General features: G+C 61.1%; 24 protein-coding genes. 8 read left to right on the forward strand and 16 right to left on the reverse strand.

The features are described from left to right. Window positions 1-78 precede the first annotated feature (78 nt). The gene (locus BM216_RS10350; protein WP_177230756.1) at window positions 79-2010 is read right to left on the reverse strand and encodes a PAS domain-containing sensor histidine kinase; all 1932 of its coding nucleotides are present in this window, start codon (window positions 2008-2010) and stop codon (window positions 79-81) included. Window positions 2011-2395: 385 nt separating this feature from the next. Between BM216_RS10350 and BM216_RS10355 the strand changes: the two genes are divergently transcribed. From BM216_RS10355 to BM216_RS10365, 3 genes are all read left to right on the forward strand, one after another. Next, window positions 2396-2581: a hypothetical protein gene (locus BM216_RS10355; RefSeq protein WP_092998770.1), complete on the forward strand. Its 186-nt coding sequence runs from the start codon at window positions 2396-2398 to the stop codon at window positions 2579-2581. Between the two features lie 31 nt (window positions 2582-2612). After that, window positions 2613-3131 (forward strand): Dps family protein, encoded by a 519-nt coding sequence (locus tag BM216_RS10360; protein ID WP_092998772.1) that lies wholly within the window; start codon window positions 2613-2615, stop codon window positions 3129-3131. Between the two features lie 92 nt (window positions 3132-3223). Continuing rightward, the gene (locus BM216_RS10365) at window positions 3224-4870 is read left to right on the forward strand and encodes an FAD-dependent oxidoreductase (RefSeq protein ID WP_092998774.1); all 1647 of its coding nucleotides are present in this window, start codon (window positions 3224-3226) and stop codon (window positions 4868-4870) included. Between the two features lie 19 nt (window positions 4871-4889). Here BM216_RS10365 and BM216_RS10370 read toward each other — a convergent pair whose 3' ends face one another. From BM216_RS10370 to BM216_RS10380, 3 genes are all read right to left on the reverse strand, one after another. Continuing rightward, on the reverse strand, window positions 4890-5186 hold the full coding sequence (locus BM216_RS10370) for a UBP-type zinc finger domain-containing protein (protein ID WP_092998776.1): 297 nt from the start codon (window positions 5184-5186) through the stop codon (window positions 4890-4892). A 17-nt stretch (window positions 5187-5203) separates the two neighbouring features. Continuing rightward, the gene (locus BM216_RS10375) at window positions 5204-5569 is read right to left on the reverse strand and encodes a response regulator transcription factor (protein ID WP_092998778.1); all 366 of its coding nucleotides are present in this window, start codon (window positions 5567-5569) and stop codon (window positions 5204-5206) included. A gap of 88 nt (window positions 5570-5657) precedes the next feature. Next, complete coding sequence (locus BM216_RS10380; RefSeq protein WP_092998780.1) at window positions 5658-6287, reverse strand: response regulator transcription factor; 630 nt, start codon at window positions 6285-6287, stop codon at window positions 5658-5660. A 197-nt stretch (window positions 6288-6484) separates the two neighbouring features. On the opposite strand from BM216_RS10380, the gene BM216_RS10385 reads away from it, so the two are divergent. Together BM216_RS10385 and BM216_RS10390 are read left to right on the forward strand one after the other, a co-directional pair. Then, window positions 6485-7048 carry a helix-turn-helix domain-containing protein gene (locus BM216_RS10385; RefSeq protein ID WP_092998782.1) on the forward strand — a complete coding sequence of 188 codons (564 nt, stop codon included), beginning with the start codon at window positions 6485-6487 and terminating at the stop codon, window positions 7046-7048. A 276-nt stretch (window positions 7049-7324) separates the two neighbouring features. Next, window positions 7325-7723, forward strand: a complete 399-nt coding sequence (locus BM216_RS10390) for a response regulator (RefSeq protein ID WP_092998784.1) — start codon at window positions 7325-7327, stop codon at window positions 7721-7723. Between the two features lie 14 nt (window positions 7724-7737). Here BM216_RS10390 and BM216_RS10395 read toward each other — a convergent pair whose 3' ends face one another. From BM216_RS10395 to BM216_RS10415, 5 genes are all read right to left on the reverse strand, one after another. After that, entirely contained in the window at window positions 7738-8553 is an 816-nt protein-coding gene (locus tag BM216_RS10395; RefSeq protein ID WP_210217033.1) for an ABC transporter permease, read from the reverse strand. 7 nt (window positions 8554-8560) lie between these two features. Then, window positions 8561-9445: an ABC transporter permease gene (locus tag BM216_RS10400; RefSeq protein WP_092998786.1), complete on the reverse strand. Its 885-nt coding sequence runs from the start codon at window positions 9443-9445 to the stop codon at window positions 8561-8563. After that, complete coding sequence (locus BM216_RS10405) at window positions 9442-10530, reverse strand: ABC transporter ATP-binding protein (RefSeq protein WP_092998788.1); 1089 nt, start codon at window positions 10528-10530, stop codon at window positions 9442-9444. Before BM216_RS10405 ends, BM216_RS10400 begins: the two co-directional genes overlap by 4 nt. 103 nt (window positions 10531-10633) lie before the next feature. Beyond that, on the reverse strand, window positions 10634-11764 hold the full coding sequence (locus BM216_RS10410; protein WP_177230757.1) for an extracellular solute-binding protein: 1131 nt from the start codon (window positions 11762-11764) through the stop codon (window positions 10634-10636). Window positions 11765-11919: 155 nt separating this feature from the next. Next, window positions 11920-12948 carry an agmatinase gene (locus BM216_RS10415; RefSeq protein ID WP_092998792.1) on the reverse strand — a complete coding sequence of 343 codons (1029 nt, stop codon included), beginning with the start codon at window positions 12946-12948 and terminating at the stop codon, window positions 11920-11922. Between the two features lie 324 nt (window positions 12949-13272). On the opposite strand from BM216_RS10415, the gene BM216_RS10420 reads away from it, so the two are divergent. Further along, entirely contained in the window at window positions 13273-14034 is a 762-nt protein-coding gene (locus BM216_RS10420) for an SDR family NAD(P)-dependent oxidoreductase (protein ID WP_092998794.1), read from the forward strand. 219 nt (window positions 14035-14253) lie between these two features. On the opposite strand, the gene BM216_RS10430 is transcribed toward BM216_RS10420, so the two are convergent. Then, window positions 14254-15636 (reverse strand): aminotransferase family protein, encoded by a 1383-nt coding sequence (locus BM216_RS10430; RefSeq protein WP_092998796.1) that lies wholly within the window; start codon window positions 15634-15636, stop codon window positions 14254-14256. Window positions 15637-15975: 339 nt separating this feature from the next. Here BM216_RS10430 and BM216_RS10435 point away from each other — a divergent pair, with 339 nt between their 5' ends. Both BM216_RS10435 and BM216_RS10440 read left to right on the forward strand, forming a co-directional pair. Next, window positions 15976-17178: a mandelate racemase/muconate lactonizing enzyme family protein gene (locus BM216_RS10435; protein ID WP_092998798.1), complete on the forward strand. Its 1203-nt coding sequence runs from the start codon at window positions 15976-15978 to the stop codon at window positions 17176-17178. Between the two features lie 11 nt (window positions 17179-17189). Beyond that, window positions 17190-18104, forward strand: coding sequence for a DMT family transporter (locus BM216_RS10440; RefSeq protein ID WP_244530141.1), 915 nt, complete (start codon window positions 17190-17192; stop codon window positions 18102-18104). Between the two features lie 69 nt (window positions 18105-18173). Here BM216_RS10440 and BM216_RS10445 read toward each other — a convergent pair whose 3' ends face one another. The 6 genes from BM216_RS10445 to BM216_RS10470 form a co-directional block, all read right to left on the reverse strand. Further along, window positions 18174-19181, reverse strand: a complete 1008-nt coding sequence (locus BM216_RS10445; protein ID WP_092998800.1) for a TRAP transporter substrate-binding protein — start codon at window positions 19179-19181, stop codon at window positions 18174-18176. A 51-nt stretch (window positions 19182-19232) separates the two neighbouring features. Continuing rightward, window positions 19233-20510: a TRAP transporter large permease gene (locus BM216_RS10450; protein WP_092998802.1), complete on the reverse strand. Its 1278-nt coding sequence runs from the start codon at window positions 20508-20510 to the stop codon at window positions 19233-19235. Between the two features lies 1 nt (window position 20511). Then, window positions 20512-21045, reverse strand: coding sequence for a TRAP transporter small permease (locus BM216_RS10455; protein WP_092998804.1), 534 nt, complete (start codon window positions 21043-21045; stop codon window positions 20512-20514). Window positions 21046-21065: 20 nt separating this feature from the next. Then, on the reverse strand, window positions 21066-22196 hold the full coding sequence (locus tag BM216_RS10460) for a fumarylacetoacetate hydrolase family protein (protein ID WP_092999365.1): 1131 nt from the start codon (window positions 22194-22196) through the stop codon (window positions 21066-21068). Between the two features lie 178 nt (window positions 22197-22374). Next, window positions 22375-23085 carry a FadR/GntR family transcriptional regulator gene (locus BM216_RS10465; protein WP_092998806.1) on the reverse strand — a complete coding sequence of 237 codons (711 nt, stop codon included), beginning with the start codon at window positions 23083-23085 and terminating at the stop codon, window positions 22375-22377. Between the two features lie 15 nt (window positions 23086-23100). Further along, entirely contained in the window at window positions 23101-24555 is a 1455-nt protein-coding gene (locus BM216_RS10470; protein ID WP_092998808.1) for an FAD-binding oxidoreductase, read from the reverse strand. Window positions 24556-24575: the final 20 nt, after the last annotated feature.

A 24575-nucleotide genomic window follows, 5' to 3' on the forward strand; every position in this document is an offset into this window, starting at 1 on the left:
ATTTCGTCGGATTGCCTCAGCGATAACGGCGCGCGAAGCTTTGCCGCCGTGCCGATTTTGTCGAAGTGTCACACGGGATCAGGCGGAGATGGAAACGGGCATCGCGGCCCTGGAGGCAAGCGGCAGCCGGATCTCGACGACAGCGCCACGTCCGTCGATGCGATCGCGGATGGCGATCGTACCGCTATGGGCCATCATGATCGAACGGCACATCGCGAGCCCCAGGCCCATGCCGTTCGGCTTGGTCGTGTTGAAGGGCTTGAACAGGCTCTCCGGCGGCTGAGCGCCGAGCCCCGGGCCGCTATCGGTGAAACGAAGGACGACATTTTCCCCGTCCATCTCGCTCTCGATCAGCAGGACGCGTGCGCCGATGGCGGTCGTGTCCATCGCCTGCATCGCGTTGGATATGACGTTGAGAAACGCCTGCTGCAAAAGCACCCGGTCTCCCTGGACCGAGGCAAACGGCGCGCCGAGCGCAAGGCTCAGGTGGACGGCGTCGCTCGTCAGTTCCTTTATCTTCATGCGCAGGGCTTCGCTCACCAGCGTGTCGATCACCACTTCGGCGCTCTCGGATTTCGCCTTGCCGAGCAGCAGCCTGACGCGCTTGACCACTTCCGCGGCATGTTCGGTGGCCGTAACGGCATCCTGCAGCGCAGACCTGGCTTCGTCGACATCCGGCGGCGTGCGGCTGATCCAGCGGATGCCGGCCTGCACGAAGGTCATGATCGCCGAGAGCGGCTGGTTGACCTCATGCGCGATGGATGCGGATATTTCCCCGAGCATTGCGGCGCGTGAAGCCTGCTCCAGTTCCTGCCGCGACGCTTCCAACGCCTCCTGGAATTCGTAACGCTCGGTCATGTCGACGATGCTGGCCTGGATGCGGTCCAATCCCTCTCCGTCCGGCGGGAAGCTCAGGGCGACAAGGATCGGGATCATTCTGCCGTCACGGCTGCGAACGACCGTTTCCGTCTGGAACTCGGTCTGCCCTTCGAAGATGCCGACCAGGAACTGGCCAAATCGAGCATCACTGTCGGGCAGGAACTCGTCGAGACGGGTAAAGAACTGGTCCTTGGAGGGAACTGCCATCAGCCTCAGCGCCGTCTCATTGACGTCGGTGATGCGCACGGCTCTGCGCATTCGGGATACGAATTCCGGGTTTTCAGCAATATAGGGTCGCAGATCCATCACGCCGCGATCGCGCAGGGCATCCAGCGTTCCCTTGACCTCGCGGAAATCGTTTTCCCAGATCGCGATGGCAAGGGTCTCGAAAATGGTGCGGTAACGATGCTCGCTGGCTTTCAGGGCGGCCTCGGCTGCCTTGCGGTCGGAGATGTCGACTGCTGTTTCCAGGATCGTCGGCATCGATCCCCGCATGTCGCGCTGCAACCGCCAGCGGCAGAGGACGTCCAGCTCCCGGCCGGCCTTGGTGCGGACCTTCAGTTCGCCTTCCCACTGCCCGGTGGCTTCAAGCGCGGCCTCGGCGGCGGTGCGGGATCGCGGGAAGCCGACCTCGATCAATGCTTCCGCCTTCTGGCCAACAGCCTCTTCCTGCGTCCAGCCGTACAATATCTCGGCGCCATGGTTCCAGTAGATGATCCGCCCGGCCCGGTCGCGCAGGAAGATCGCGTCGCCGGTCATTTCCAGCATGCGGGCCTGTGCTTCCAGGATGGTTCGGTCGCCCACGTTCTTCAGGAGCAGAAGTGTGGTGACGAGATTGGCGGCAAGGCTGAACAGCAGCCGCAGCGTCGATTGGGATTCGGCGTCCGCGCCATGGGAATAGAAAAAACCGACCAGGGTCAAAGCCGCGCAGATGGCGGATGTGCCCCGGACGATGCTCCTGCTCCCCAGGTCTCCAGCCAGCACGATGACGAGGACATAGAGGACGGCGACAGCGCTGGCGAGTGTCGTGAACGTATCTACTGCAAAGATCGCCAGCCCGAGCGCTACGCCGGCGGCCACGCGATAACGCTGGCTGCGCGCGTGTGCGAAGCGGCCGTCGCTGCGGCGCATCCATGTCACCAACTCGCCGTGCAAACCCTGATCCCCATAATAACCTTTCCATCCACGAGGAGACTGGCACATGCATACCGGTCTTGTCGAAGACAGTTGGTTCCCTGCCTATCTAAAATTGCAAAATCTTCGTTGCAGATGCAATATTTTGGGCGGAGAATAGCCTCGCAACAACGGCTTGGTCATCCCTCATTTCCGACAATTGTCGAGCCCGGCCGATGTTTTTGCCCAAGCTGGGGTGACGGCGGGATTGTCCAAGCGGAGACATCCGCACGTTCCCTATTATTCCGACAGGTTTGCCTGCCGGGTCGGGAACGCATCAAGTGCAGTTTCATTCATTGCTTATGTCGGCGGTGCGCCCGTCCGAAAGATCGGAGACAGTACGATGACGAAGAAGCGCCAGGACGCGGAAGACCATCTGCGCGACGGTCTCGAAAGTCTGCCCGAGCCGGTTGACCTCAGCATGCCCACGGCGGAGCCGCCGCATGTGGAGACAGACGAGGATCTGGACGAGGCGCTGCGGGAGACATTCCCCGCCAGCGACCCCCCGGCGTCGCTGCGGACGGCATAATCGATTTCATTTCCAGGAAAGGAAGACGACCATGGATCAATCAACCAAGTCGCGGCGCACTGCTGCCCTGAGAACCCCCACAGGCCTTGGCAGTGAGGCCGTGAAGGATATCTCGGCGGGTGCAACTGCGCTGCTGGCGGATGTGTTTGCCCTCTATCTGAAAACCAAGAATTTCCATTGGCATATGTCCGGCTCGCATTTCCGCGAATACCATCTGCTGCTCGACGACCATGGCGACGAATTGCTGGCAATGACCGATCCTCTTGCCGAACGTGTCCGCAAACTCGGCGGCAATACGCTGCGTTCGATCGGCGACATTTCCCGCAAGCAGCGCATCGCCGACAATGATGCGGATTTCGTTCACCCGCATGAAATGCTGGCCGAACTGCGCGACGATAACGGCAGCCTGATCGCCAGCATGCGGTCGCTGCATGACGTCTGCGACGAGCATGGTGACGTCGCTACCGCCAGCCTGCTGGAAAACTGGATCGACGAAACTGAGAAGCGCGTTTGGTTCCTGTTCGAAACCTTGCGCGACACCAACAACTGACATTTCCATGAAGCGGCATCCGTATTGCGGATGCCGCTTTTTTATTTGATAAATCTGCAAGTTCTGGTTGATGATGCGGCGGGGAGCAGTTGATGCCCGATCTTCCTCTTGATCCGACCGATCCGTGGATCCGGCCGGCGCAGACCTTTCCGTCGCTGACCGACGAAATGATCGACCGGGTCCGTCCTTATGGCGAAGAGGAACTGGTCGAAGAAGACACCTATGTCTTCCGTCGCGGTGATCATTCGATCGATTTCCTGCTGGTGCTGGATGGCGAATTGCAGATGTTCGCCGACAATCCGCTGACCGGGCGGGAGTTTCTCTACAGTTACAAGCGTGGCCAGTTCAGTGGCGAGCAGAACATGTTCACCGGCCGCAGCATCCTGCTCTCGGGCATTTGCCGCGCCGGTTCGCGGGTGGTGCGCGTCAAATACGACAAGTTCCGTTCGCTGATCACCGGCGAACCGGATATCGGCGAGACCATCATTCGTTCCTATATTCTCCGTCGCGCCGGCTTCGTGCGGCATGCCACGGGAGGCGGAATTCTCATAGGGCATCGGGAAAGCGGCGAGCTTCTGGGCATCCAGCGATTTCTCATCCGCAACCTCTATCCCGTCACGCTGATGGATCTTCACGAGTCTCAGGCGACGGAAGTGATGGAGCGGTTCGCCATCAGCACTTCTGAATTGCCGGCCCTGATCACGCCGGACCACGGTGTTCTGAAACGACCGACCAACGAGATGCTGGCTGAAGAACTCGGCCTGTTCGAGCCGCCGGATGAGGGCGCCGTCTATGACGTCGTCGTGCTGGGCGCCGGCCCGGCCGGGCTCGCATCGGCTGTCTATGCGGCGTCGGAAGGTCTCAAGACGCTCGTCGTCGAAACCATGGCGCCCGGCGGCCAGGCCGGGACATCGTCGAAGATCGAAAACTATCTCGGCTTCCCGACCGGCATTTCCGGGCTGGCGCTTGCCGGGCGCGCGCATATCCAGGCGCAGAAATTCGGCGCGCGTCTTTGCGTATCGCGAAGTGCGGCTTCGCTCGATTGCTCCAAGGCTCCCTATGTGGTCGGGCTTAGCGATGGCCGGGAGGTCACTGCCAAAACCGTGGTCGTCGCCACCGGCGCGCGTTACCGCAAGCTCGACATACCGGATTACGCCAGGTTCGAAGGGCAGGGCATCCAGTATGCGGCAACCGCGATGGAGGGGCAGATCTGCACCGGCCACGAGGTGGTCATCGTCGGCGGCGGCAACTCCGCCGGCCAGGCGGCGGTGTTCCTGTCGCGCACCGCGCGTCACGTGCACATGCTGGTCCGCAACAAGATCTCGGCGACCATGTCCGACTATCTGGTTCAACGCATACGCATTTCTCCTCACATCACGCTTTGCGAGGGCTGCGAGGTCACCGAACTCTCGGGAGAGAAGTCGCTCGAGGCGGTTGCGTGGGTTGATCGGTCGACCGGCGAGACATCCCGTTGCAATGCCTCCAGCATCTTCGTCATGATCGGCGCCGAGCCGAATACGGACTGGCTCGACGGATGCCTGGAACTCGACCGCAGCGGGTTCATCTGTACCGGGATGTCGTCGGAAGACGCGACCCGGCATCCTTACGCTTCCAGCAAGCCGGGTGTCTTTGCCGTCGGCGATGTCCGTGCCGGATCCGTCAAGAGGGTCGCGTCGGCCGTGGGGGAAGGATCGGTCGTCGTCGCAGCCATTCACCAGTATCTCGCGACCGCCCATTGAGGCAGCCAGCCGTGCTGGTTCAGGCGTATCGCGGGATAGGTCCGACCTGCGGGGTCTGGTCGGGAAGGTCGACGATTTCCTCGTCGATGTAGCACCAGCCCCAGCCTTCCGGCGGATCATATCCTTCGATGATCGGATGGCGGGTCTGCCGGAAATGCACCGTCGCGTGCTGGCCCTCGGACTGATCGCAGCAACCCACGTGGCCGCATTCGCGGCAAAGGCGCAGATGCACCCATGTCATGCCTTGTTCGAGGCATTCTTCACATCCGCGCGTCTTCGGTGTCACCGTCCTGATGAAGTTGTGATGCGTGCACATGAAAGGCCTCGCTCGTCTCAGCCACCGGGCTGGGTTGCTTTCTCGATACAGTCGATGAGGATATCAACCTTGAAGGGTTTGGGAAGCACGTGCACGTCATGACCGAGCTTCAGGCGCTCCACTTCGTCGGAAAAGGCCGTAACGAAAATGAACGGCACCTTACTGCCGCGAGAGGTGAGCGTCTGGAAGAGATCGATGCCACTCATGCCGTCCATATGCACGTCGGATACGATGCAGGCGCAATCAACCGCGGTCGAGGCGAGAAAGGATTCAGCCGATGCGAAGGCGCGAGGCTCATATCCCAGCGACCGCAGCAGACTGCTGATTCCACGCCGAATATTTTCCTCGTCGTCGATGATCGAGATGATTGCGGGCGCTTTCAAAGAGGGTAACCAATCTCCGGAGGATCCGGCTTTTTAGAATTTACCCAAATATGCGTCGCGACACGGGAAAGTTAAATTATACGCGGGTTTATTTACCCAGATTTGGATAGGAAAGGCCGAGAAGCTCCGCCATTTTTACCAGATCTGCGAAAGTCTTGGCGCTCATCTTGCGGCTCACCTTGCCCCGATGAATCTTCACGGTGATCTCACTCAGGCCAAGCTCGCCGGCGATCTGTTTGTTCATCAGGCCGGCGGTTGCCATCGCCATGATTTGCCGCTCGCGTGGAGAGAGCTGGTTGAAGCGGAGCCTGATGTCGGATTCCGTTCTGCTCGATCCCAGAAATGCGCTGTGCTTCTCGACAGCTGAAGCAACGGCGTCGAGAATATCCTGGTCACGGAACGGCTTTGAGAGAAAGTCCGCTGCCCCGGCCTTCATGGCTCGAACTGTCATCGGGATATCGCCGTGCGCGGTTACGAATATGACCGGCAGGTTGACGCCGCGGTCGGTCAGCCGCTGCTGAAAGTCGAGGCCGCTGGTGAACGGCAGCCTGATATCCAGTATCAGGCAGCTGGCGTGGGGCAGGCTGTTATCTTCGTAAAGATCGAGCGCGCTGGAGAACGTGCGCACCTGATATCCGACGGAACGCAGCAATGTATCGAGCGACTGACGGATCAGCGGTTCATCGTCGACCACCAAAATGATTGGGCTTTCCGTCATGTTTTCATTATCGGCGACGCGTTCACGATTTCAGCTTCGCCACCCTATGCGGTGGTTTTGGAGGCAAGCAATAATACCGAGGTATATGCCCCTAAAACTCAGGTGTCCCAAAACGCCCTTCATGTACAATATCGAAACGATGCAACGCCCCTCAATATGGACCCGTCATAATTCAACAGGTCCCTAGGAGAGCGATCATGTCCGCCACTGCCGCTGTTGTAAGTCGCCACGTTCGTCCGCTCGAAATGAGCGAAATTCACGCCGTCCTTTCCAACGATAATATTTCGGAAAATTTGTCCGGTGGTCAACATGCCGTCCTTGGCGAAAGCCGCGGCGCCCATCTGCATCTGCTCGATATTGCCCAGCAGCCATCCGCGCCACCGGCCCAATCGGCCATTACAGGCGGTCTTGCGCCCTGGCAGGTCAAGAAGGTGAAGCAGTACATAGGTGCCCGCATCTCCCACGGCATTCCGCTGGACGAACTGGCACAGCAGGTCAGGCTCAGCACCAGCTATTTCTCGACGGCCTTCAAGGCGACTTTCGGCATTTCCCCGCACAGCTATATCGTCGCCTGCCGCGTGGAACATGCCAAGCAGCGCATGCTCAACACCGAAGCGCCGCTTTGCGAGATTGCGCTCGACTGCGGACTGGCCGACCAGTCGCATCTTTCGCGGGTTTTTCGCCGCGTGACCGGCACAACCCCGAGCGCATGGCGGCGCCATGCCGTGCAGCCCGAGGCAGCCCTCGCATTCCTTCAATAATTCGAGCTATTTCCTGCAGGGACGCTGCATCTGCCGCGATGGCATGCAGTGCCCTCAGGGCGTGCTTTGCGGTGGCGGTAAACGCTCTCTCGCTCGCGCCCTAACGATTTGTGCACCAAATCTGCACATCTTTCCTCCGAAGCGATCGATTACGGAACTACTTAAAGTCGAATGCGTTAAAAGAGGCGGTCGGGGCTGGCATATACTCGCACGAGAGCCAGCAAATTGGGTGCAGCGCAAGAATGACGTTTGTCCGCGCACCCGGTAGGACGGATTATGGCTGAGGACTTGTCAGTTCAGTTGCTCCTGGTCGAGGACGACCATTTGCTGCGACTGGACGCGGAAGAATTGCTTACGGAAAACGGTTTCACGGTGACGTCCGTCTCGACGGGCGAAGAGGCGTTCGCGCTTCTCGATGATGCTTCCTCTCAATTTGCAGGTGTGATCACCGATATACGGCTCGGCAAGGGCGCCAATGGCTGGCAGGTCGGCCGACACGCGCGCGAACGCTTCGCAGCCATTCCGGTGGTCTATGTCACTGCCGATAGCGCGGCGGAATGGACCTCGCATGGTGTGCCGAACAGCATTTTGGTGCAGAAGCCCTTCGTGCCGGCACAGCTGATTGCCGCGATCAGCGGACTTCTCAACAACGCCAGCATGGCAAATTCCGGATAGGCTTTCGTTTCACGCTATGTCTGCGTGACGGCTGCGGTCCTGATCGACGTCCTCTCAGCTCGGCGCCTTCGGAGCTCGACCAGGATGATGGCGATGATCGTGACTGCGATCAGGATGACAGCCAGAGCGTTGATCGTCGGCGTGATGCCGCTTCTGACCTTCGAAAAGACATAGACCGTCAGCGTGTCGTAAGGACCGCGGGTGAACAGCGTGACGTTGAAATTCTCGATCGACTGGAAGAAGGCGATGGCGGCACCCGCGCCGAGCGCCGGATAGAGATGCGGCAGCAGGATGCGTCGCACCACCTGCGCATGGCTGGCGCCGAGATCGAGCGCGGCCTCCTCAAGTGACCGGTCGAAGCTCTGCAGTCGCGCCAGCACCAGAAGCATCACGAAGGCCGAAATGTAGGATACCTGTCCCAGCACCGAGAGATGCAGGCCTGGTGCAACCGACACCGTATTCCAGAAGAGAAGCGTGGAAATGCCAATCACAGCGCCAGGGATCAGGATCGGCGCGACCATCATGCCGTAGAGTGCGGTGCGGGCGACGCCGGCGACGCTGTTGAGGAGGATGGCGGCTGCCGTGCCGATCGGGACCGATAGCGCCACCACCGCCACCGCGACGAAAATGGTGTTGCGGAACGCGTTCAGGAGGCGGGCGTCGTTCCAGAGCTCTATGAACCAAGTCCAGGTGAAGCCCTGCCAAGGATAGACGGAGGGGAAGCGGCTGTCGTTGAAGGCTGCGCCGCCCATGATGACGAGCGGCAGCAGCATGTAGGCCAGGAAGAGCCAGAGATAGAGACGGAATAGCCAGTCAGACTTCTGTGTCACGGCAGCCTCACTTCGCTATGTCGGAAAGCTTGACCCTGAAAATCTTCATTACCACCGTGACGAAGACCGTGCAGAGGATCAGCAGCAGGAAGGCGTAGGCCGAGCCAGTGTTCCAGTCGAGGGATTCGAACATCCATTGCTGGATGATCTCGGTGAACCAGCGGGAGTTGGTCGAGGCGAGCAGGGTCGGCACGAGGATCGAGCCGGCCGAGAGCATGAAGACCATGACGGAGCCGGAGGCTATGCCGGGCTTGGCATGGGGCAGCACCACCCGCCAGTGAATGCGCCACCACGGCGCGCCGAGATCTTCTGCCGCCTCGATCTGGTTGGTGTCGAGCGACTGGATGGCGTTATAGACCGGGAAGAGCATGAACAGGACATAGGTGTAGACGAGTCCGATGATCACGCTGCGAAAGCCGGTCATCCAGCGGATCGGCCTCTCGATGATGTCGAGATTGATCAGCAGGAAGTTCAGCGGTCCCCTGAGCGACAGGATGATGAACCATGCGAAGGATCGCATGATCTCGCTGACCCAGAGCGGAATGGTGAGGATCAGGAACAGTGTCGGCAGGCTTCTGACGGAGACCTTCTTCGCCAAATAGTAGGCAAGTGGATAGGCGATCAGGAAACAGATCACCGTGACCACGCAGGAATAGAGAATGGTCGAGACGAAGACCGTGATGTGGATCGGGCTGCGTACGAAGGTCATGTAATTCTTGAGCGTATAGACATCCTTCGGTCCGCCCATTTCCACCACCGGCAGGTAGGGCCTGAACGAGTTCTCGAACAGGTAGAGGTTCGGCAGGATGACCAGGACCAGAAGCCAGAAGACCACCAGAATGCAGATGAGCGTGGTCAGCGGCAGGCCGTAACGGCGCAGGAGATCGCTCATGCTGCCTGATCCGCCCTGGCTTCGTCGGACAGGATCATCGCGCGATCCCGGTCGAAGATGGCGAACATCTGTTCGCCGCGTGCCGGAACGGCGCTGCTGCCGTCGTTGCGCGCTTCGGACACGATGATGCGGCCCGCCTTGTCCTGCGTGTGGATGGAGATGAAATTGCCTTCGAAGGCGATGTCCGTCACCTGCACCGGCAGCGAGTTGTGGTCGGTGGCGGCCTTTGTGAGGCGCACGTGTTCCGGACGGACATAGAGTTTCGGATCGCTGAGATCGCCGGGGCCGAGCCTGCCGTGGAAGGCGCCGTCATCGCTGACGAATGTGCCATGCGTGCCGTTGCGTTCCGCGAGGCGGCCGCTGAAGATGTTGTTCTCGCCGACAAAGGAAGCGACGAAGCCGTTCGCCGGGTTTTCGTAGATTGCGCGCGGCGGGGCCGCTTGCTGCAGGCGCCCGTGGGACATGACCGCCACCCGGTCGGACATGGCAAGCGCCTCGCCCTGGTCATGGGTAATGTAGATGAAGGTCACTTGGGTGCGCTTCTGGATCGTCCTGAGTTCGGTGCGCATGTGTTGGCGCAGCTTCAGGTCGAGTGCCGAAAGCGGCTCGTCCAGCAGCATGACCGAGGGTTCGACGGCAAGAGCCCGGGCGATCGCGACGCGCTGCCTCTGGCCGCCGGAAAGCTGGCCGACCGACTTGTCGGCGGCATTCGGCAGGTCGACCAGCGCCAGCAGTTCCTCGGCGCGCTTGCGTCTGGCCTTCCTGTCGATGCCACGTACCTCCAGCCCGAAGGCGATGTTTTCCCAGACCGGCATGAGTGGAAACAGCGCCAGGTTCTGGAAAATCAGCGCCGTCGGCCGCTGGTTCGGCCGCTGGTCGCGCATGTCCCTGCCGCCGATGCGCACGACGCCCTTGGTAGGGGATATGAAACCGGAGACCATTCTCAGAATGGTGGTCTTGCCGCATCCGGACGGCCCGAGGAAGGAGAAGAATTCTCCAGCCTGAATATCTACCGATACGTGGTCCACCGCGCGAAATCCGCCGAAATCCGCGCAAACGTCCTGTAGCTCAACACTGGCACTCATATCGACCGCTTTTCCTCTGTATCCGTCCGGATGCTGCATGTGCCGCGCCTGCCGGGGCCGAATTGGTCCAGGCAGGCGGGCTCAGTGCGTCGTCAGGCTGCCCTCAGGCGGCCTTGTACTTGTCGGCATATTCGCCGCGCTTGGCGAGGAACCAGGCGGTCTGGTCGGGCCACCAATACATCTTGGCGACTGCGTCGCCGGGGAAGCTCGACTTGTAATATTCTGAAACCGAGGCATCCATCTTGTCGATGCCGCCCTTGCCGACCGGGTTGGCGGAGAAAGCTGTGGCCCAGAGTGCCGAGCCATCTGCCGTCGACACCCATTTGGCGAATTCGTGGGCCTGCTCGACATTCTTGGCGTTCTTCATCAGCACCAGACCCTGGTTCCAGGCGAACGCGCCTTCCTTCGGCGCGAGGTAACCGTAGCCATCCTTGGCGAGGTTGAAGCCGGTCGAATCCCAGCAGAGGCCAAGCGCTGCGCCGTTGGTGCGGAAGGCAGCCTGAGCGTCGTTCTCGCCGTTCCAGAACTGCACCACGTTGGTCTTGGCCTTGACCGCCTCGGCTAGCGCGATATCCCACAGCTCGACCATGGTCGCCTCGTCCTTGTAGCTGTCGATCCACGGCTTCGGCAGCTTGCCTTCGGCATCCAGCCAGCGGCCCATGGCGGCAAGTGCGGAATGGCCGCGGACGGTCACGTTGACATCGGGATTGAAAAGGTCGGCGAGGCTCGCCTTGCCGTATTCCGTCGGGAATTCGGCCTTCGAATAGACCAGCGCCTCGGTGCCCCAGACGGAGGGGACGATCATGCGCTTGCCGTCGATCGTCGCGCGTTCGCCGGCCGAGCCATCGGCCAGGCCTTCGGCATAGTTGTCGAGTGCCAGCTTGGTCGTGTCCCAGCCCTGGATCAGGCCGTTGGCATTCCAGGCGGAGACACGGTCGAGCGTCGGCTCGACAATGTCGGATGCGCCGGTCTCGAGCGAGATCTTGCCCTGTGCGAACATCGTGTCCTGGTCGGGCTGTTCGGTGAAATTCACCTTGATGCCGGTCGCTTTCTCGAAGGCGGGAAAGACCTTTTCGACCATGCCCGGATAGCCGGCCCAGCCGGTAAAGTTCACCGTGCCGGATGAGGCGAGCGCGCTTGAGGAAATGACGGCCGGTGCCGCCAGGATGCCGGCGCCGATGGCGGAGGATTTGAGGATCGTGCGACGTGTAAGCGGTGATTTCAGAATGCTCATCGGAGTGCTCCCGGTTTGATGACCATTGTTCATGTACCCGCCGGTTTCCCGGACTTGTCTTCGTAATCGGCTGCAATGGATTTGCTGCCGGCAGTCTGCATTTCGAATGTCAGAAGCATGCAATTACGATCAGTCCTACGTCCCAAATCCTCCCGCTACTTGGCCATTGCAGGCGATGCCTGGGTCGGTGTTCCTGTCTGTGACGCTCCGGCTTTTCCACCACGAAGGCTGACGACCTCCGCCATCACGCAGAGCAGTTCGAACATGACGGTGATGCCGAGAAAGGCGGTCGCGCCGCTCTGGTCGAAGGGAGGAGAGACCTCCACCATGTCGGCTCCGACGATGTTGAGACCACGCAGCGCACGCACGACCTGCAGCGCCTGATAGCTGTTCGGTCCGCCGATTTCGGGCGTGCCGGTTCCGGGTGCGAAGGCCGGATCGATGAAGTCGATGTCATAGCTGACATAGGTCTCGTCGGTTCCGGCGATCTCGCGTGCCTCGACCATCACGTCATCGACGCCACGGGCATGAAACTCCTCGATCGGGATGACGCGGATGCCGACGGCATCGGCGAAATCGCGGTCCTCGAAGTCGTAAGCCGGACCACGGATGCCGATCATGCAGACGCGCTTGGGATCGAGCAGGCCTTCCTCGACCGCGCGTCGGAACGGGGTGCCGTGGGTATATTTGAAACCGCCGAAATAGGAATGGAAGAGATCGGTATGGCTGTCGAAATGGATCATGCCGAGCGGCCTGTCGCGGCCGAGCGAACGAAGGATCGGCAAGGACGACAGATGATCGCCGCCGGCGGTCAGCGGCATGATGCCGGCCGCCTGGACCTTGTCGTAGAAGGCGGTGATCCGCCGCATGGAATCCTCGACATCGGCCGGGTTCGGGCCGACGTCGCCGAGATCGGCGCAGCGCGCAAGGTCGTAGGGGCGGATCCTGGTCGCGCCGTTCTGGTGGCGCACCATGGAGGAGAGATCGCGCAATTGGCGCGGCGCGTGGCGAGGGCCTGGACGGTTGGTCGTTCCGCCATCCCACGGCACACCGATCAGGCCTATCTCCACATCGCTCAGGCGTGCGTCGTCCAGCGCAATGTGCGGCAGGCGCATGAAGGTCGCGATGCCGGCAAAACGCGGCAGATCGACCCCCGAGATCGGGTGGAAGTCTGATGTCGTCATCCAGTTCCCCTGGCAGTTCCCCGGCGGCTTTGCCGCTCATGTTGAGGGCGAGCTAACCATGTCCGATGGCGGCTGACAACGGCATATTGACCAGAAAACTGTCCGCCTCGGTGAATTCAGCACGAGGTTGCAGGCTATTGTGCAAATGCGGAAAAATGATGCGTATGGTGCCTATTCTTTGGGATGCATCGGTGGCCAGGAAGGCTTAGTTCTCCGCCTGTTTCAGCCAATCGGTGCAAAGTAACCGGAATTCGCTCCGGTCGGCTTGGCAGGCCGGGTGGAAACGATCTAGGCCTTTCGGATGATAGCCGAAGGGGTGATTTGATGAACGACAGGACAGTGCTCGTAACCGGTGCAACGGCCGGATTCGGAGAGGCGATCTCCCGCCGGTTTTCCAAAGAGGGCTGGAAGGTCGTGATCACGGGGCGGCGCAAGGACAGGCTCGACAGATTGGTAGAGGAACTCGGCGGTGCGGACCGCGCCCATGCCCTGCCGTTCGATATCCGCGAAGAAGCGGCGACGGCTGCGGCGATTGCCAGCATCCCGGCAGGTTTTTCCGATATCGACGTGCTGGTCAACAATGCGGGACTTGCTCTCGGCACCGGGCCTGCTCAGGATTGCGATCTCGACCAGTGGAAGACGATGATCGATACCAACATCACCGGGCTCGTCACCATCACGAGGCTCATGCTGGAGCAGCTGATCAAGAGCCGGGGCCTGATCGTCAACCTGGCTTCCGTCGCGGCCAACTGGCCTTATCCGGGCGGCAATGTCTACGGCGGGACGAAGGCTTTCGTCCGGCAGTTTTCGCTCGGCCTTCGCAGCGATCTTTCGGCCAAGGGCGTGCGCGTCACCTCGATCGAGCCGGGCATGTCGGAAAGCGAGTTCACGCTGGTGCGCACAGGCGGAGACCAGGCGGCCTATGACAAGCTCTATGGCGGTGCCAACCCGCTGCAGCCGGAAGACATCGCGGAGACGATCTATTGGGTGTCGTCGCTGCCGGCGCATGTCAACATCAACAGCCTGGAGATCATGCCGGTCAGCCAGTCCTGGGCGCCGTTCCAGGTGCATCGGGAGGGGACGTAGGGGCAGTCTCCACCCTTTTCCCTGTAAGCCTAAGGCTTCGCCCACGGTATGTCACAGGGATCCAGCGGCCAAGTCCTTGGGCCGGTGAGACCTCCTCACGGCGCAGACGCGCCGTGGCTGGATTCCTGTGACAAGCACAGGAATGAGGGAGAGCCAGAGATCGCCGCGCTGCCCTCTGCAAACACAAAAAAGGGGCTCTCTCGAAGCCCCTTCTTCATTTCACTCAAAAACCTTGGTCAGCGCCTTGTCTATCGCACCGGTGATCTGGTCGATCTCGGCGGCATTGATGATCAGCGGCGGGCTCATGCAGAGCGTATTGTTGAGGCCGGGGACCGAGCGGTTGGTGGCGCCGATGATGACGCCCTGTGCAAGGCAGTCGGCGGTTACGGCCTGGACCATCTTTTCCGGTGCCGGTTCCTTTGTCTCGCGATCCATAACGAGCTCGGCGCCGCAGAACAGGCCGAGGCCTCGCACGTCGCCGATGACCTTGTGGCGGCTCTGGAGTTCGCGCAGATTGTTCATCAGGCGCTCGCCCATGTTGAGCGTGTTTTCAAGCAGGCCTTCGTCCTCGATGATGCGCATGTTTTCAAGTGCGGCCGCCGGGCCGGATGTGCAGCCACCGAAGGTGGAGATGTCGCGGAAATAGGACATGGGGTCCGACGGATCGTCCTTGAACATCTCGAAGACCTTCTCGGTCGTCACGGTGCAGGAGATCGCCGCATAACCGGATGCGACGCCCTTCGCCATGGTGACGAAATCGGGCTCGATGCCGAAATGCTGGTAGCCGAACCATTTGCCGGTGCGGCCCATGCCGCAGACGACTTCATCGATATGCAGCAGCACGTCGTATTTGCGGCAGATTTCCTGCACGCGCTGCCAGTAGCCCTTGGGCGGCACGATGACTCCGCCACCGGCTGTCACCGGCTCGAGGCAGAGAAGGCCGACGGTTTCCGGGCCTTCGCGGAGAATGACTTCCTCGATCGCATCGGCGGCCCTGATGCCGTAATCCTCGATGTCGCCCCACTGGCTGCGATATTCGAGGCAATGCGGTACCTCGACGAAGCCCGGAGGCATCGGGCCATACTGTTCGCGGCGTTCCTGCTGGCCGGCGGCAGCAAGCGTGCCGATCGTCGTGCCGTGATAATCACGCTCGCGATAGAGGATCTTGTATTTGCCGCCATTGTGCTTCCGGTGCGCGATCTGGCGCACCATCTTGAACACCTTCTCGTTGGCTTCCGAACCGGAGTTGGAATAGTAGACGCGGGTCATGCCCGGCATCTTGGCGATCAGCTTTTCCGCGTAAAGGGCGGCGGGAACATTGCCGGCAGCGCCGGCGAAATAGTTGAGCTTGACCAGCTGGTCGCGAACGGCATCGGCGATCGTCGTGCGGCCATAGCCGACATTGACGGTCCAGACGGCGCCCGAGACGGCATCGAGATATTCCTTGCCCGTCGCGTCCCACACTTTCGTGCCCTTGCCCTCGACATAGATTTTGGGATCGACGCTCTCATACTGCTTGTGCTGCGAGAGATGATGCCAGACATGGGCGCGGTCGGCCTCGATGACGGCCTGGATATCGTTGGGGCGCGAAGCGACGTTCATGATGTTCCCTCTGTTTTGCATGCGCGGCCTTTGAATGAATTCGCGTCGAAGCGATCCGGTGGCCCGCGCCTGCCCCCATGAAAGAGCGGTTCGTGTCCTGTGTCAAAGGATTTGCGTTGTGATCGTCGGCCGTTTCGTTGCGGACGTAACGGGTCCTGGCGATGCTTGCCGAGGCCGTCGTCGCCGGTAGTCGGCAGCGTCCCGGCTTCCTGAGTGAATTCGAGGAAAAAACGAATGCGGAGCGTACTGCGGCTAGCTTAATCGGCTTCCGGTTTTGCCGCCAATCCCCTAGGAATACATGGGCCCGGGAGTGAGGGGCCGAATGACCAGGAGGAAGAATTGAAGATCACCAAGCTGGAAACGGTGCGTGTCGCCGAGCGGAGCAATCTGCTCTGGGTTCTGGTTCACACCGACGAGGGCATTACCGGGTTGGGAGAGACCTTTTTCGGTGCCGAAACGGTCGAGAGCTATATCCATGAATATGTCGCGCCGCGCGTCATCGGCCGCGATCCGCTGGCGATCGATCTTCTGGCGCAGGAACTGGTCGGCTATGTCGGCTTCCGTTCGTCCGGGGCGGAAGTGCGCGGCAATTCGGCCTTCGATATCGCGCTATGGGACATTTTCGGCAAGTTCACCGGCCAGCCGATCGCGCAGCTGCTCGGCGGTTTTTCGCGCAAGGAAATCCGCACCTACAATACCTGCGCGGGAACGGAATACATCAAGAAGGCGACCGGGCAGACGACGGCCAATTACGGCCTCTCCACCGGCAAGGACTATGACGACCTCAACGGCTTCCTGCATCGCGCCGACGAACTGGCGGAATCGCTGCTTTCCGAAGGCATCACGGCGATGAAGATCTGGCCGTTCGACCAGGCGGCGGAAAAGACCAAGGGGCAATATATCTCGTCTGCCGACCTGAAGGCGGCGCTCGAACCCTTCGAAAAGATCCGCAAGGCCGTCGGCGACAAGATCGATATCATGGTCGAGTTCCATTCCATGTGGCAGCTCCTGCCGGCGATGCAGATCGCCAAGGCGCTGACGCCCTACGGCACGTTCTGGCATGAAGACCCGATCAAGATGGACAGCCTTTCCAGCCTCAAGCGTTATGCCGAAGTATCGCCGGCACCGATCTCTGCTTCGGAAACACTCGCAACCCGCTGGGGTTTTCGCGATTATCTCGAAACCGGCGCTGCCGGCATCGTCATGCTCGACATTTCCTGGTGCGGTGGCCTGTCGGAATCGCGCAAGATCGCCTCGATGGCGGAAGCCTGGCACCTGCCGGTCGCGCCGCATGACTGCACCGGTCCGGTCGTGCTCTGTGCTTCGACCCACCTGTCGCTCAATGCTCCGAATGCCTTGGTTCAGGAAAGCGTGCGCGCCTTCTACAATACGTGGTATCGCGATCTCGTCACCGCGCTGCCGGAGGTGAAGAACGGCATGATCACCGTGCCGCCCGGTCCTGGTCTCGGCATGGAGCTGAACCCGGATCTGGACAAGGTCTTCACTGTCGGTCGTCGGTTCTCCGACGCCTCGACCCTATAGGTACATTCGAAATGCAGATTTCTTCCGCATCCGGTCTCCGGAGCATGTCTGTCGCCGGGCCGGCCATCATGCTGCTCGGCATGCTGATGTTCGCGCTCAACGATACGATGGGCAAATGGCTTGTCGCCAGCTACGGGCTGGGCCAGGTCGTCTTTCTGCGCAGCCTGGCTGCTCTCGTCATCCTCGTGCCGCTTGTCTGGATGGCCGGCTTGCCGGCGCTTCGACAGGCGGAACGGCCCTGGATGCAGTTCGCCAGGGTGGTCTGTTCCACGGCGGAAGTATTCTGCTTCTATTATGCGGTCATGTATCTGCCGCTCGCCGACGTGATGACCTACTGGCTTGCGGCACCGATCTATGTCGCAGCGCTGTCGCCGCTTCTCCTCGGAGATCACGTCGGGTGGCGGCGCTGGACGGCGATCGCCGTCGGCTTCGTCGGGGTCATCATCACGCTGGAGCCGTCGGCTGCGATGTTCACCATGCCAGCGGTGATCTCCATCATCGGCAGCGGTGCCTTCGCCTTCATGATGATCTCGGGGCGCTTCCTGCGTAACACGCCGGATTCAACGCTCGTCTTCTTCCAGGTTGGTGGAGCAGGGTTGGCGGGCCTCTTCTTCGCACCTTTCGACTGGGCGCCGATCCAGTCGGGCTTCGATCTCAGCCTGCTCGCGCTTCTCGGCATCGTCGCGATGGCGGCGCATATGCTGGTCAACCGCGCCCTGAAGATCTCGGATGCGGCGACCGTCGCGCCGCTTCAATATACGCTTCTGCTCTGGGCGGTTCTCTTCGGCTGGATGTTCTTCGGTGACGTGCCGCGGCTCAGCATGGTTGTTGGCGCGGCCCTGATCGTCGCTTCCGGCCTGTTCATCTTCGTCCGCGAGCAGATGCTGAAGAAGCGGGACAAGGTTCTTCCTGCTATCCCCGAGTAGAAACGAAGAAGCCCGCGCCGGCGGGGCGCGGGCTTCATTCGCAGCAGATGACCGAAACGCTGTTTCGGATCAGTTGCCGCGGATGGTCTTCAGTTCTGCGAGAATGCCATCGACGACGTCGGCGCCGATCTGGTCCTTGTGCTTTTCGTAGACGACCATGGACTTTTCGCGGATGCGGGCCTGCTCTTCCGGCGAGAGCTGGTTCACTTCGAGGCCTGCTTCCTTGATCTTTTCCAGCGACTTCTTGTTCAGATCGGCGATGACCTGACGCTCGACGTCGCGACCGACGACCGCGCAGTCACGCAGGGCTGCCTGCTCTTCCGGTGCGTAGGAGTTGAAGATCGGCTTGGAGAAGAGGAAGAGGAACGGCGTGTAGGCGTGGTTCGTCTCGGTGATGTATTTCTGCACTTCGAAGAATTTCGAGGTGTCGATCGTCACATAGGGGTTTTCCTGCGCGTCGATCGCCTTGGTTTCCAGCGCCGAGTAGATTTCGCCGAAGGCCATCGGGGTGGCGTTGGCGCCGAGGTTCTGGAAGGTGTCGAGGAAGATGTTGTTCTGCATGACGCGAACCTTCATCCCCGAGAAGTCTTCCCACTTGGTGACCGGGTGCTGGGAATTGGACAGGTTACGGAAGCCGTTTTCCCAGTAGGCCAGGTTGACGAGGCCGGCAGCGTCCAGCTTCTCGTTCATGGTGTCGCCGAACTTGCCGTCGAGAACCTTGTAGGCTTCGTCGGCATTCTGGAACAGGAAGGGCAGGTCGAACACGCCAAGCGCCGGGATGATGCCGACGAGCGGCGAGGACGAGGTGACGACGGCTTCCTGGACGCCCGAACGCAGCGCCTGGGTTGCCTGAAGGTCGCCGCCGAGCGCGCCGCCCCAGAATGCGGTGAGCTTCAGCTTGCCGCCGGACTTCTCATCTAGGCATTCCTGCATGGCCTTGATGCCGTTGCCAACCGGGTGATCGGCATTGATGCCGTTAGAGACGCGGATATTGCGGCTCTGGAATTCGGCGAATGCCGGTGCCGTGCCCGAGCAGGCGATCGCGAGCGCGGTGGTAGCAAAAAGCAGTTTCTTCATAGTAGGTCCTCCCAATTGGACGTTAACTTGAACAGGTTGACGGTCAGGCGATCAATGCAGCCACCGTGCCGGCACGATCACCAGATCGGGGAACAGCACGAGCAGGAACAGCACGATCGTCTGGGCAAGAAGGAACGGCCAAACCCCGGCCGTCACCTTTCCGAGCGGGATCCTCCCGACCCCACTCACGACGTTGAGCACCACGCCGACCGGCGGCGTGATGAGGCCGATGCAGTTGTTCATGATGAACAGCACACCGAAATAGACCGGGTCGATGCCCGCCTGCTTGACGATCGGCATCAGAACCGGCGTCAGGATCAGGATCGTCGGCGTCAGGTCGAGCGCGGTGCCGACGACCAGGACGAGGACCATGATGGCGAACATCAACAGGATCGGACGGTCGATCAGCGGCTCGATATAGCTGGTGATCTCAGCCGGAATGTTGGCGGCGGTGATCAGCCAGGCGGAGACGAGCGCCGCGCAGACCAGGAACATGATGACCGAGGTCGTCTTGGCGGCCTGCAGGATGACGCGGGGCAGGTCGCGCGGCTTCAGTTCGCGGTAGATGAACATGCCGACGAACAGGGCATAGACCGCCGCGACGACAGCGGCTTCGGTCGGCGTCACGACGCCGGCCTTGATGCCGCCGAGGATGATGACCGGCATGCCGAGCGCCCACAGCGCTCGGCCCGTTGCGTTGAGGCGCTCCTTGGCGGTGGTCTTCGGCAGCGCCTGGATGTTGTCCTTGCGCACGACGATCAGCCAGGTGACGACCAGCGACAGGCCCATCAGGATGCCGGGGAAGATACCGGCCATGAAGAGCTGGGTGATCGACACGTTTGCCGCCACGCCGAAGACGATGAAGGCCATCGACGGCGGGATGACCGGGGCGATGATGCCGCCGGCGGCAATCAGGCCGCCGGAACGCGGGATGTTGTAGCCGGCCTTCGCCATCATCGGGATGAGGATCGCGGCGAGTGCCGCCGTATCGGCAGCTGCCGAGCCGGAAATCGATGCCATGATCAGGGCCGCGACGATCGCCACGATGCCGAGACCGCCACGGATGTGACCGACCAGCGCGATGGCGAAATCGATGATGCGCTTCGACAGGCCGCCGGAATTCATCAGTTCGCCGGCAAGGATGAAGAAGGGGATGGCGAGGAGGGTGAAGGTATCGGCGCCGGCGATCATGTTCTGGGCGATGATTTGCGAGTTGAACATGCCCATGTACCACATGAGGATGACGCCGCAGAACATCAGCGAGAAGGCGACGGGTACGCCGATGGCCATGGCTCCGAGCAGGGAGCCGACAAAGACGAGAAGGGTCATATCAGGTGCGCTCCGCCATCTGCTCGATCGTCAGGTTTTCACCGGTAAAGGCCGCAATCTCGTCTTCGGTGACGCGACCAGTGACCAAGCGGAACAGGCGCTCCAGCGAGATCAGCACGCAGCCTGCGCCGGTGAAGAATCCGATGCCGTAGACCCAGGCCATGGAGAGACCGGTCACGGGCGCCGCCATGCTGGAATTGATGGGCAGCTGCACCCAGGTTCCCCAGAAGAAGATCGCGGAACACAGAATGATCGTCATGTTGGAAAGGATCATGCAGGCGATGCGACCCTTGCGGCCGAGCAGGGCCACCAGGGATTCGACGCCGAGATGGGCGTGTTCGCGGAAGGCGACGACGGCGCCGATGAAGGTCAGCCAGACGAAGAAGTAACGCGACATCTCGTCGGAGACGGTGAGGCCCGAGTTGAAGCCGTAACGGAGCACGACATTGCCGAACACCATCAGCGCCATTCCTGCGAGCAGCAGGATGAGCAGGATCTCGAGGAACCTGTAGAACAGATCGATAACTTTGGTCATTTTCTCCTCCCCGATGCCTCCTACATCAGCCCGCGCTGGGCCAGGTTCCTCATCAGTGCCGTTATTCCGAATGTCCATTCGGGGCAGGTGTCGCTGTATTCCACCCGATTGATCAGCCTCCCGAGCGTCGGGGTGGAAATTTCGACGACATCGCCGATCTCATGGGTAAAGCCGAGGCCCTTGCCGCGCCGGTCCTTGACCGGGGCGAACATGGTGCCGAGGAACAGCAATGCTCCGTCGGGATATTGATGATTGCGGTTGAGCAGCTGCGACGCCAGATCTTCCGGAGAGCGGCTGATCGCCTGCATGTGGCTCGAGCCGATCATCTCGAAACCGTCCTCGCCCTTCACGGAGAGGCTGATCTCTGCCGACTTGACGTCGTCGATCGTGAACCTGCCGTCGAACAGGCGGATGAACGGGCCGATCGAGCAGGAGGCGTTGTTGTCCTTGGCCTTGCTGAGCAGCAGCGCCGAGCGGCCTTCGAAATCACGCAGGTTGACGTCGTTGCCGAGCGTCGCGCCGATGATCTCGCCTTTCGAAGTGATGGCGAGCACAACTTCCGGCTCGGGATTGTTCCAGTCCGACTTCGGATGGATGCCGACATTCGCGCCGCAGCCCATTGACGACATCGGCTGCGCCTTGGTGAAGATCTCGGCGTCCGGGCCGATGCCGACTTCCAGATATTGCGACCAGAGGCCCATGTCCTGCAGCAGGCGCTTCACTTCGGCCGCCTTGTCGGAACCGGCGACGAGGCCTTTCAGGTTGTCGCCCAGGACGGGTGCGAGGCGTCCGCGGATTTCCTGGGCGCGCAGCGGATCGCCCTTGGCCTGTTCCTCGATCACGCGCTCGAGCATGCTGTCGGCAAATGTGACGCCGGCCGCCTTGATGGCCTGCAGGTCGGCGGGGGCAAGAAGCTGACCCGTGGCGCCACTGAGGAAATCCTCGAGGCTGCCGAGATCGAGGGAAGACGGAGAGCTCTGCAGCTTGCGGGCGAGATCATCGATCTCCAGAAGCGCGGAGAGCGTCGGCGCCATCGAAGAGAGATCCAGAATACGACCGTTGGACAGAAGCACGGGGCAGGGGCCGCCTGCTGCTTTTGACCACACGCGACCGACCAGCAATGCGTTCGACGCATCGGCCGGCAAAATCATATCAGACGACAGGGCATGCTGATGTGCCAAGAAATCCTCCCATTTTCAGGAGAGAGCCTCCACTCCCTCCGGCATTGTCAGATGTCTGACAACGTTACCACGTTTTTAGTATGACTTTTCCTGCGAGTCCAGCGGCGCTACCAAGCCACTGTTGAAAAACGTTAACTCTGCAACCGGTTCACATCTCCAGCTCGAGGCTGAGCCGCCGCGCTGCGCCTTCCAGATGATGCCGCATTGCAGCCTTGGCTGCCAGTGGATCGCTGCTTGCGATCGCATCTCTGACGGCAACGTGTTCGGCGATCGTGGTCTCGACGATCTCCTCGAGTATGGCCGCGGCGCGTGCCGCATTGATCGCGATGTGAATTCGTTCGGCGATGAAGCCGACGAATTGCTGGAAATAGTCGTTGTGGGTCGCAGCCGCCACGACCTTGTGGAAGGCGAGATCGGCGACGATGCCCTGGTCGGTCCATTTCTCAGCACCAGTCATCAGGGCGAGAGCTTCGTCCAGCTTGGCGAGATCCGCCGGCGAATGATGGAGGGCCGCGAGACCGGCTGCTTCCGTCTCGAGCGCAAACCGGACCTGAAACAGGCTGCGGAACGTCTCGCGGTCACCGAGATGGCCGGCTTCGATGCGGATCGACTGCCGCGTTTCAAGCTCAGTCGCGAAGGCACCGACACCCTGGCGTGTCTCGACCAGGCCTTCATTGCGCAGTTGCGCGATCGCCTCGCGCACGACGGACCGGCTGACGCCGAACGTGCTGGCAAGGATATGTTCCGTCGGCAGCTTCTGCCCCGGCCGGATACGTCCGTCAGCGATCTCCTTGCCGATTTCCGCGGCGATGCGGATCGGCAGATGCTCGCTTCTCTTGATCTGGGTGAAATCGGCCATGGCGGTTCCTGACGATTATGCCGGCTCGCGAATAGCCGTGCCGATGTCGATCTGGCAATGGGGGTTGAGAAGCAGGTCGGGGTCGATCGCCTTCTTGATCGCCACCAGCAGGCCACGCTTGGTCTCCGACAGGCGCTCCTCGAAGTCGTCGCGCTTCAGGCGGCCGATGCCATGCTCGGCACTGATGCTGCCCTGGTACTTGTCGACCACGACATTGACGACCTTCTTGGCCTTGTAGATGCGCTCATGGCGCTCTTCCGGCGTCGAACCATTGGGCGGCAGCACGTTGAGGTGGACATTGCCGTCGCCGACGTGGCCGTAGGACACGCTGATGCAGTCGGGCAGAGCCTCACCGACGGCGGCTTCGGCATCCGCGACGAAGGCGGCGAGCTGGGAGAGCGACACGGAAATGTCGGTGCGCATGTGCGCGCCTCGCTTTGCCTGGCCCTCGTTCATGCCTTCACGGATGAGCCAGAGATTGCGAGCCTGGGACTGGGACGAGGCAATCGTGCCGTCGACGACGAGCCCGTCCTCCATGACCCCTTCGAGGAAGCGCTGCATGAGATCGTCGATGTCGACGAGACCGGAGCCGGAGATCTCCATCAGCACGAAGGCCGGATAGTAGCCGGAAAGCGGGATCGGCAGATCCGGCATCGCCTCCTGCGCCAGTGTGAAGGCGAGCGGGGGCATGAATTCGAAGGCCGACATCAGGTCGCAGCAGTCGCGTCGCGCGCGGCGATAGAGCGTGATGGCGTCATCCAGCGAGTTGAGGGCGAGGAGCGCGGTGGCGACATTATCCGGATAGGGCGTGAGTTTCACCGACACGGCGGTGATGATGCCGAGCGTGCCTTCGGCCCCGATGAACAGCTGCTTGAGGTCGAGGCCGCGATTATCCTTGCGCAGCGTCGAAAGTCCATCGAAGACGCTGCCATCAGGCAGTACGACTTCAAGGCCGAGCACCAGTTCGCGGGTCATGCCGTACCGCAGGACGTTGATGCCGCCGGCATTGGTCGAGACATTGCCGCCGATGCGGCAGCTGCCCTGCGCGCCGAGCGCCAGCGGGAAGAACATGCCTTTTTCAGCGATCGCATCCTTCAGCTCGGCCAGGATGCAGCCGGCCTCGGCGACGGCGGAGAAATCGTCGGAGTCGATGTTGCGGATGCGGTTCATCCGTTCGAGGGTAAGCACGACCTGCTGTTGCGGCTCATCGGGCGTACCGCCCAGCACGAGGCCGGTATTGCCACCCTGCGGTACGATCGCAAGGCCAAGTTCGCGACAGGCCTTCACGGCCGCCTGCACATCCGCGGTCGAGCGCGGCCTGATGACTGCGACTGCGTCGCTGGTCACGTCGCCGTGCCAGTCCATGCAGTAGCGCTGCATGTCTTCTGCTTTTGTCAGAACAAGATCGTCGCCCAGAATGGCGCATAGGGAAAGGCGCTGCTCCGCGATCGAGCCCGGTGCCTTGGTCATGTGTTCCTCTCCTCCCTAGG

Source organism: Rhizobium sp. NFR07 (genome assembly GCF_900111905.1).
In the GTDB taxonomy this organism is placed as follows: Bacteria; Pseudomonadota; Alphaproteobacteria; order Rhizobiales; family Rhizobiaceae; genus Neorhizobium.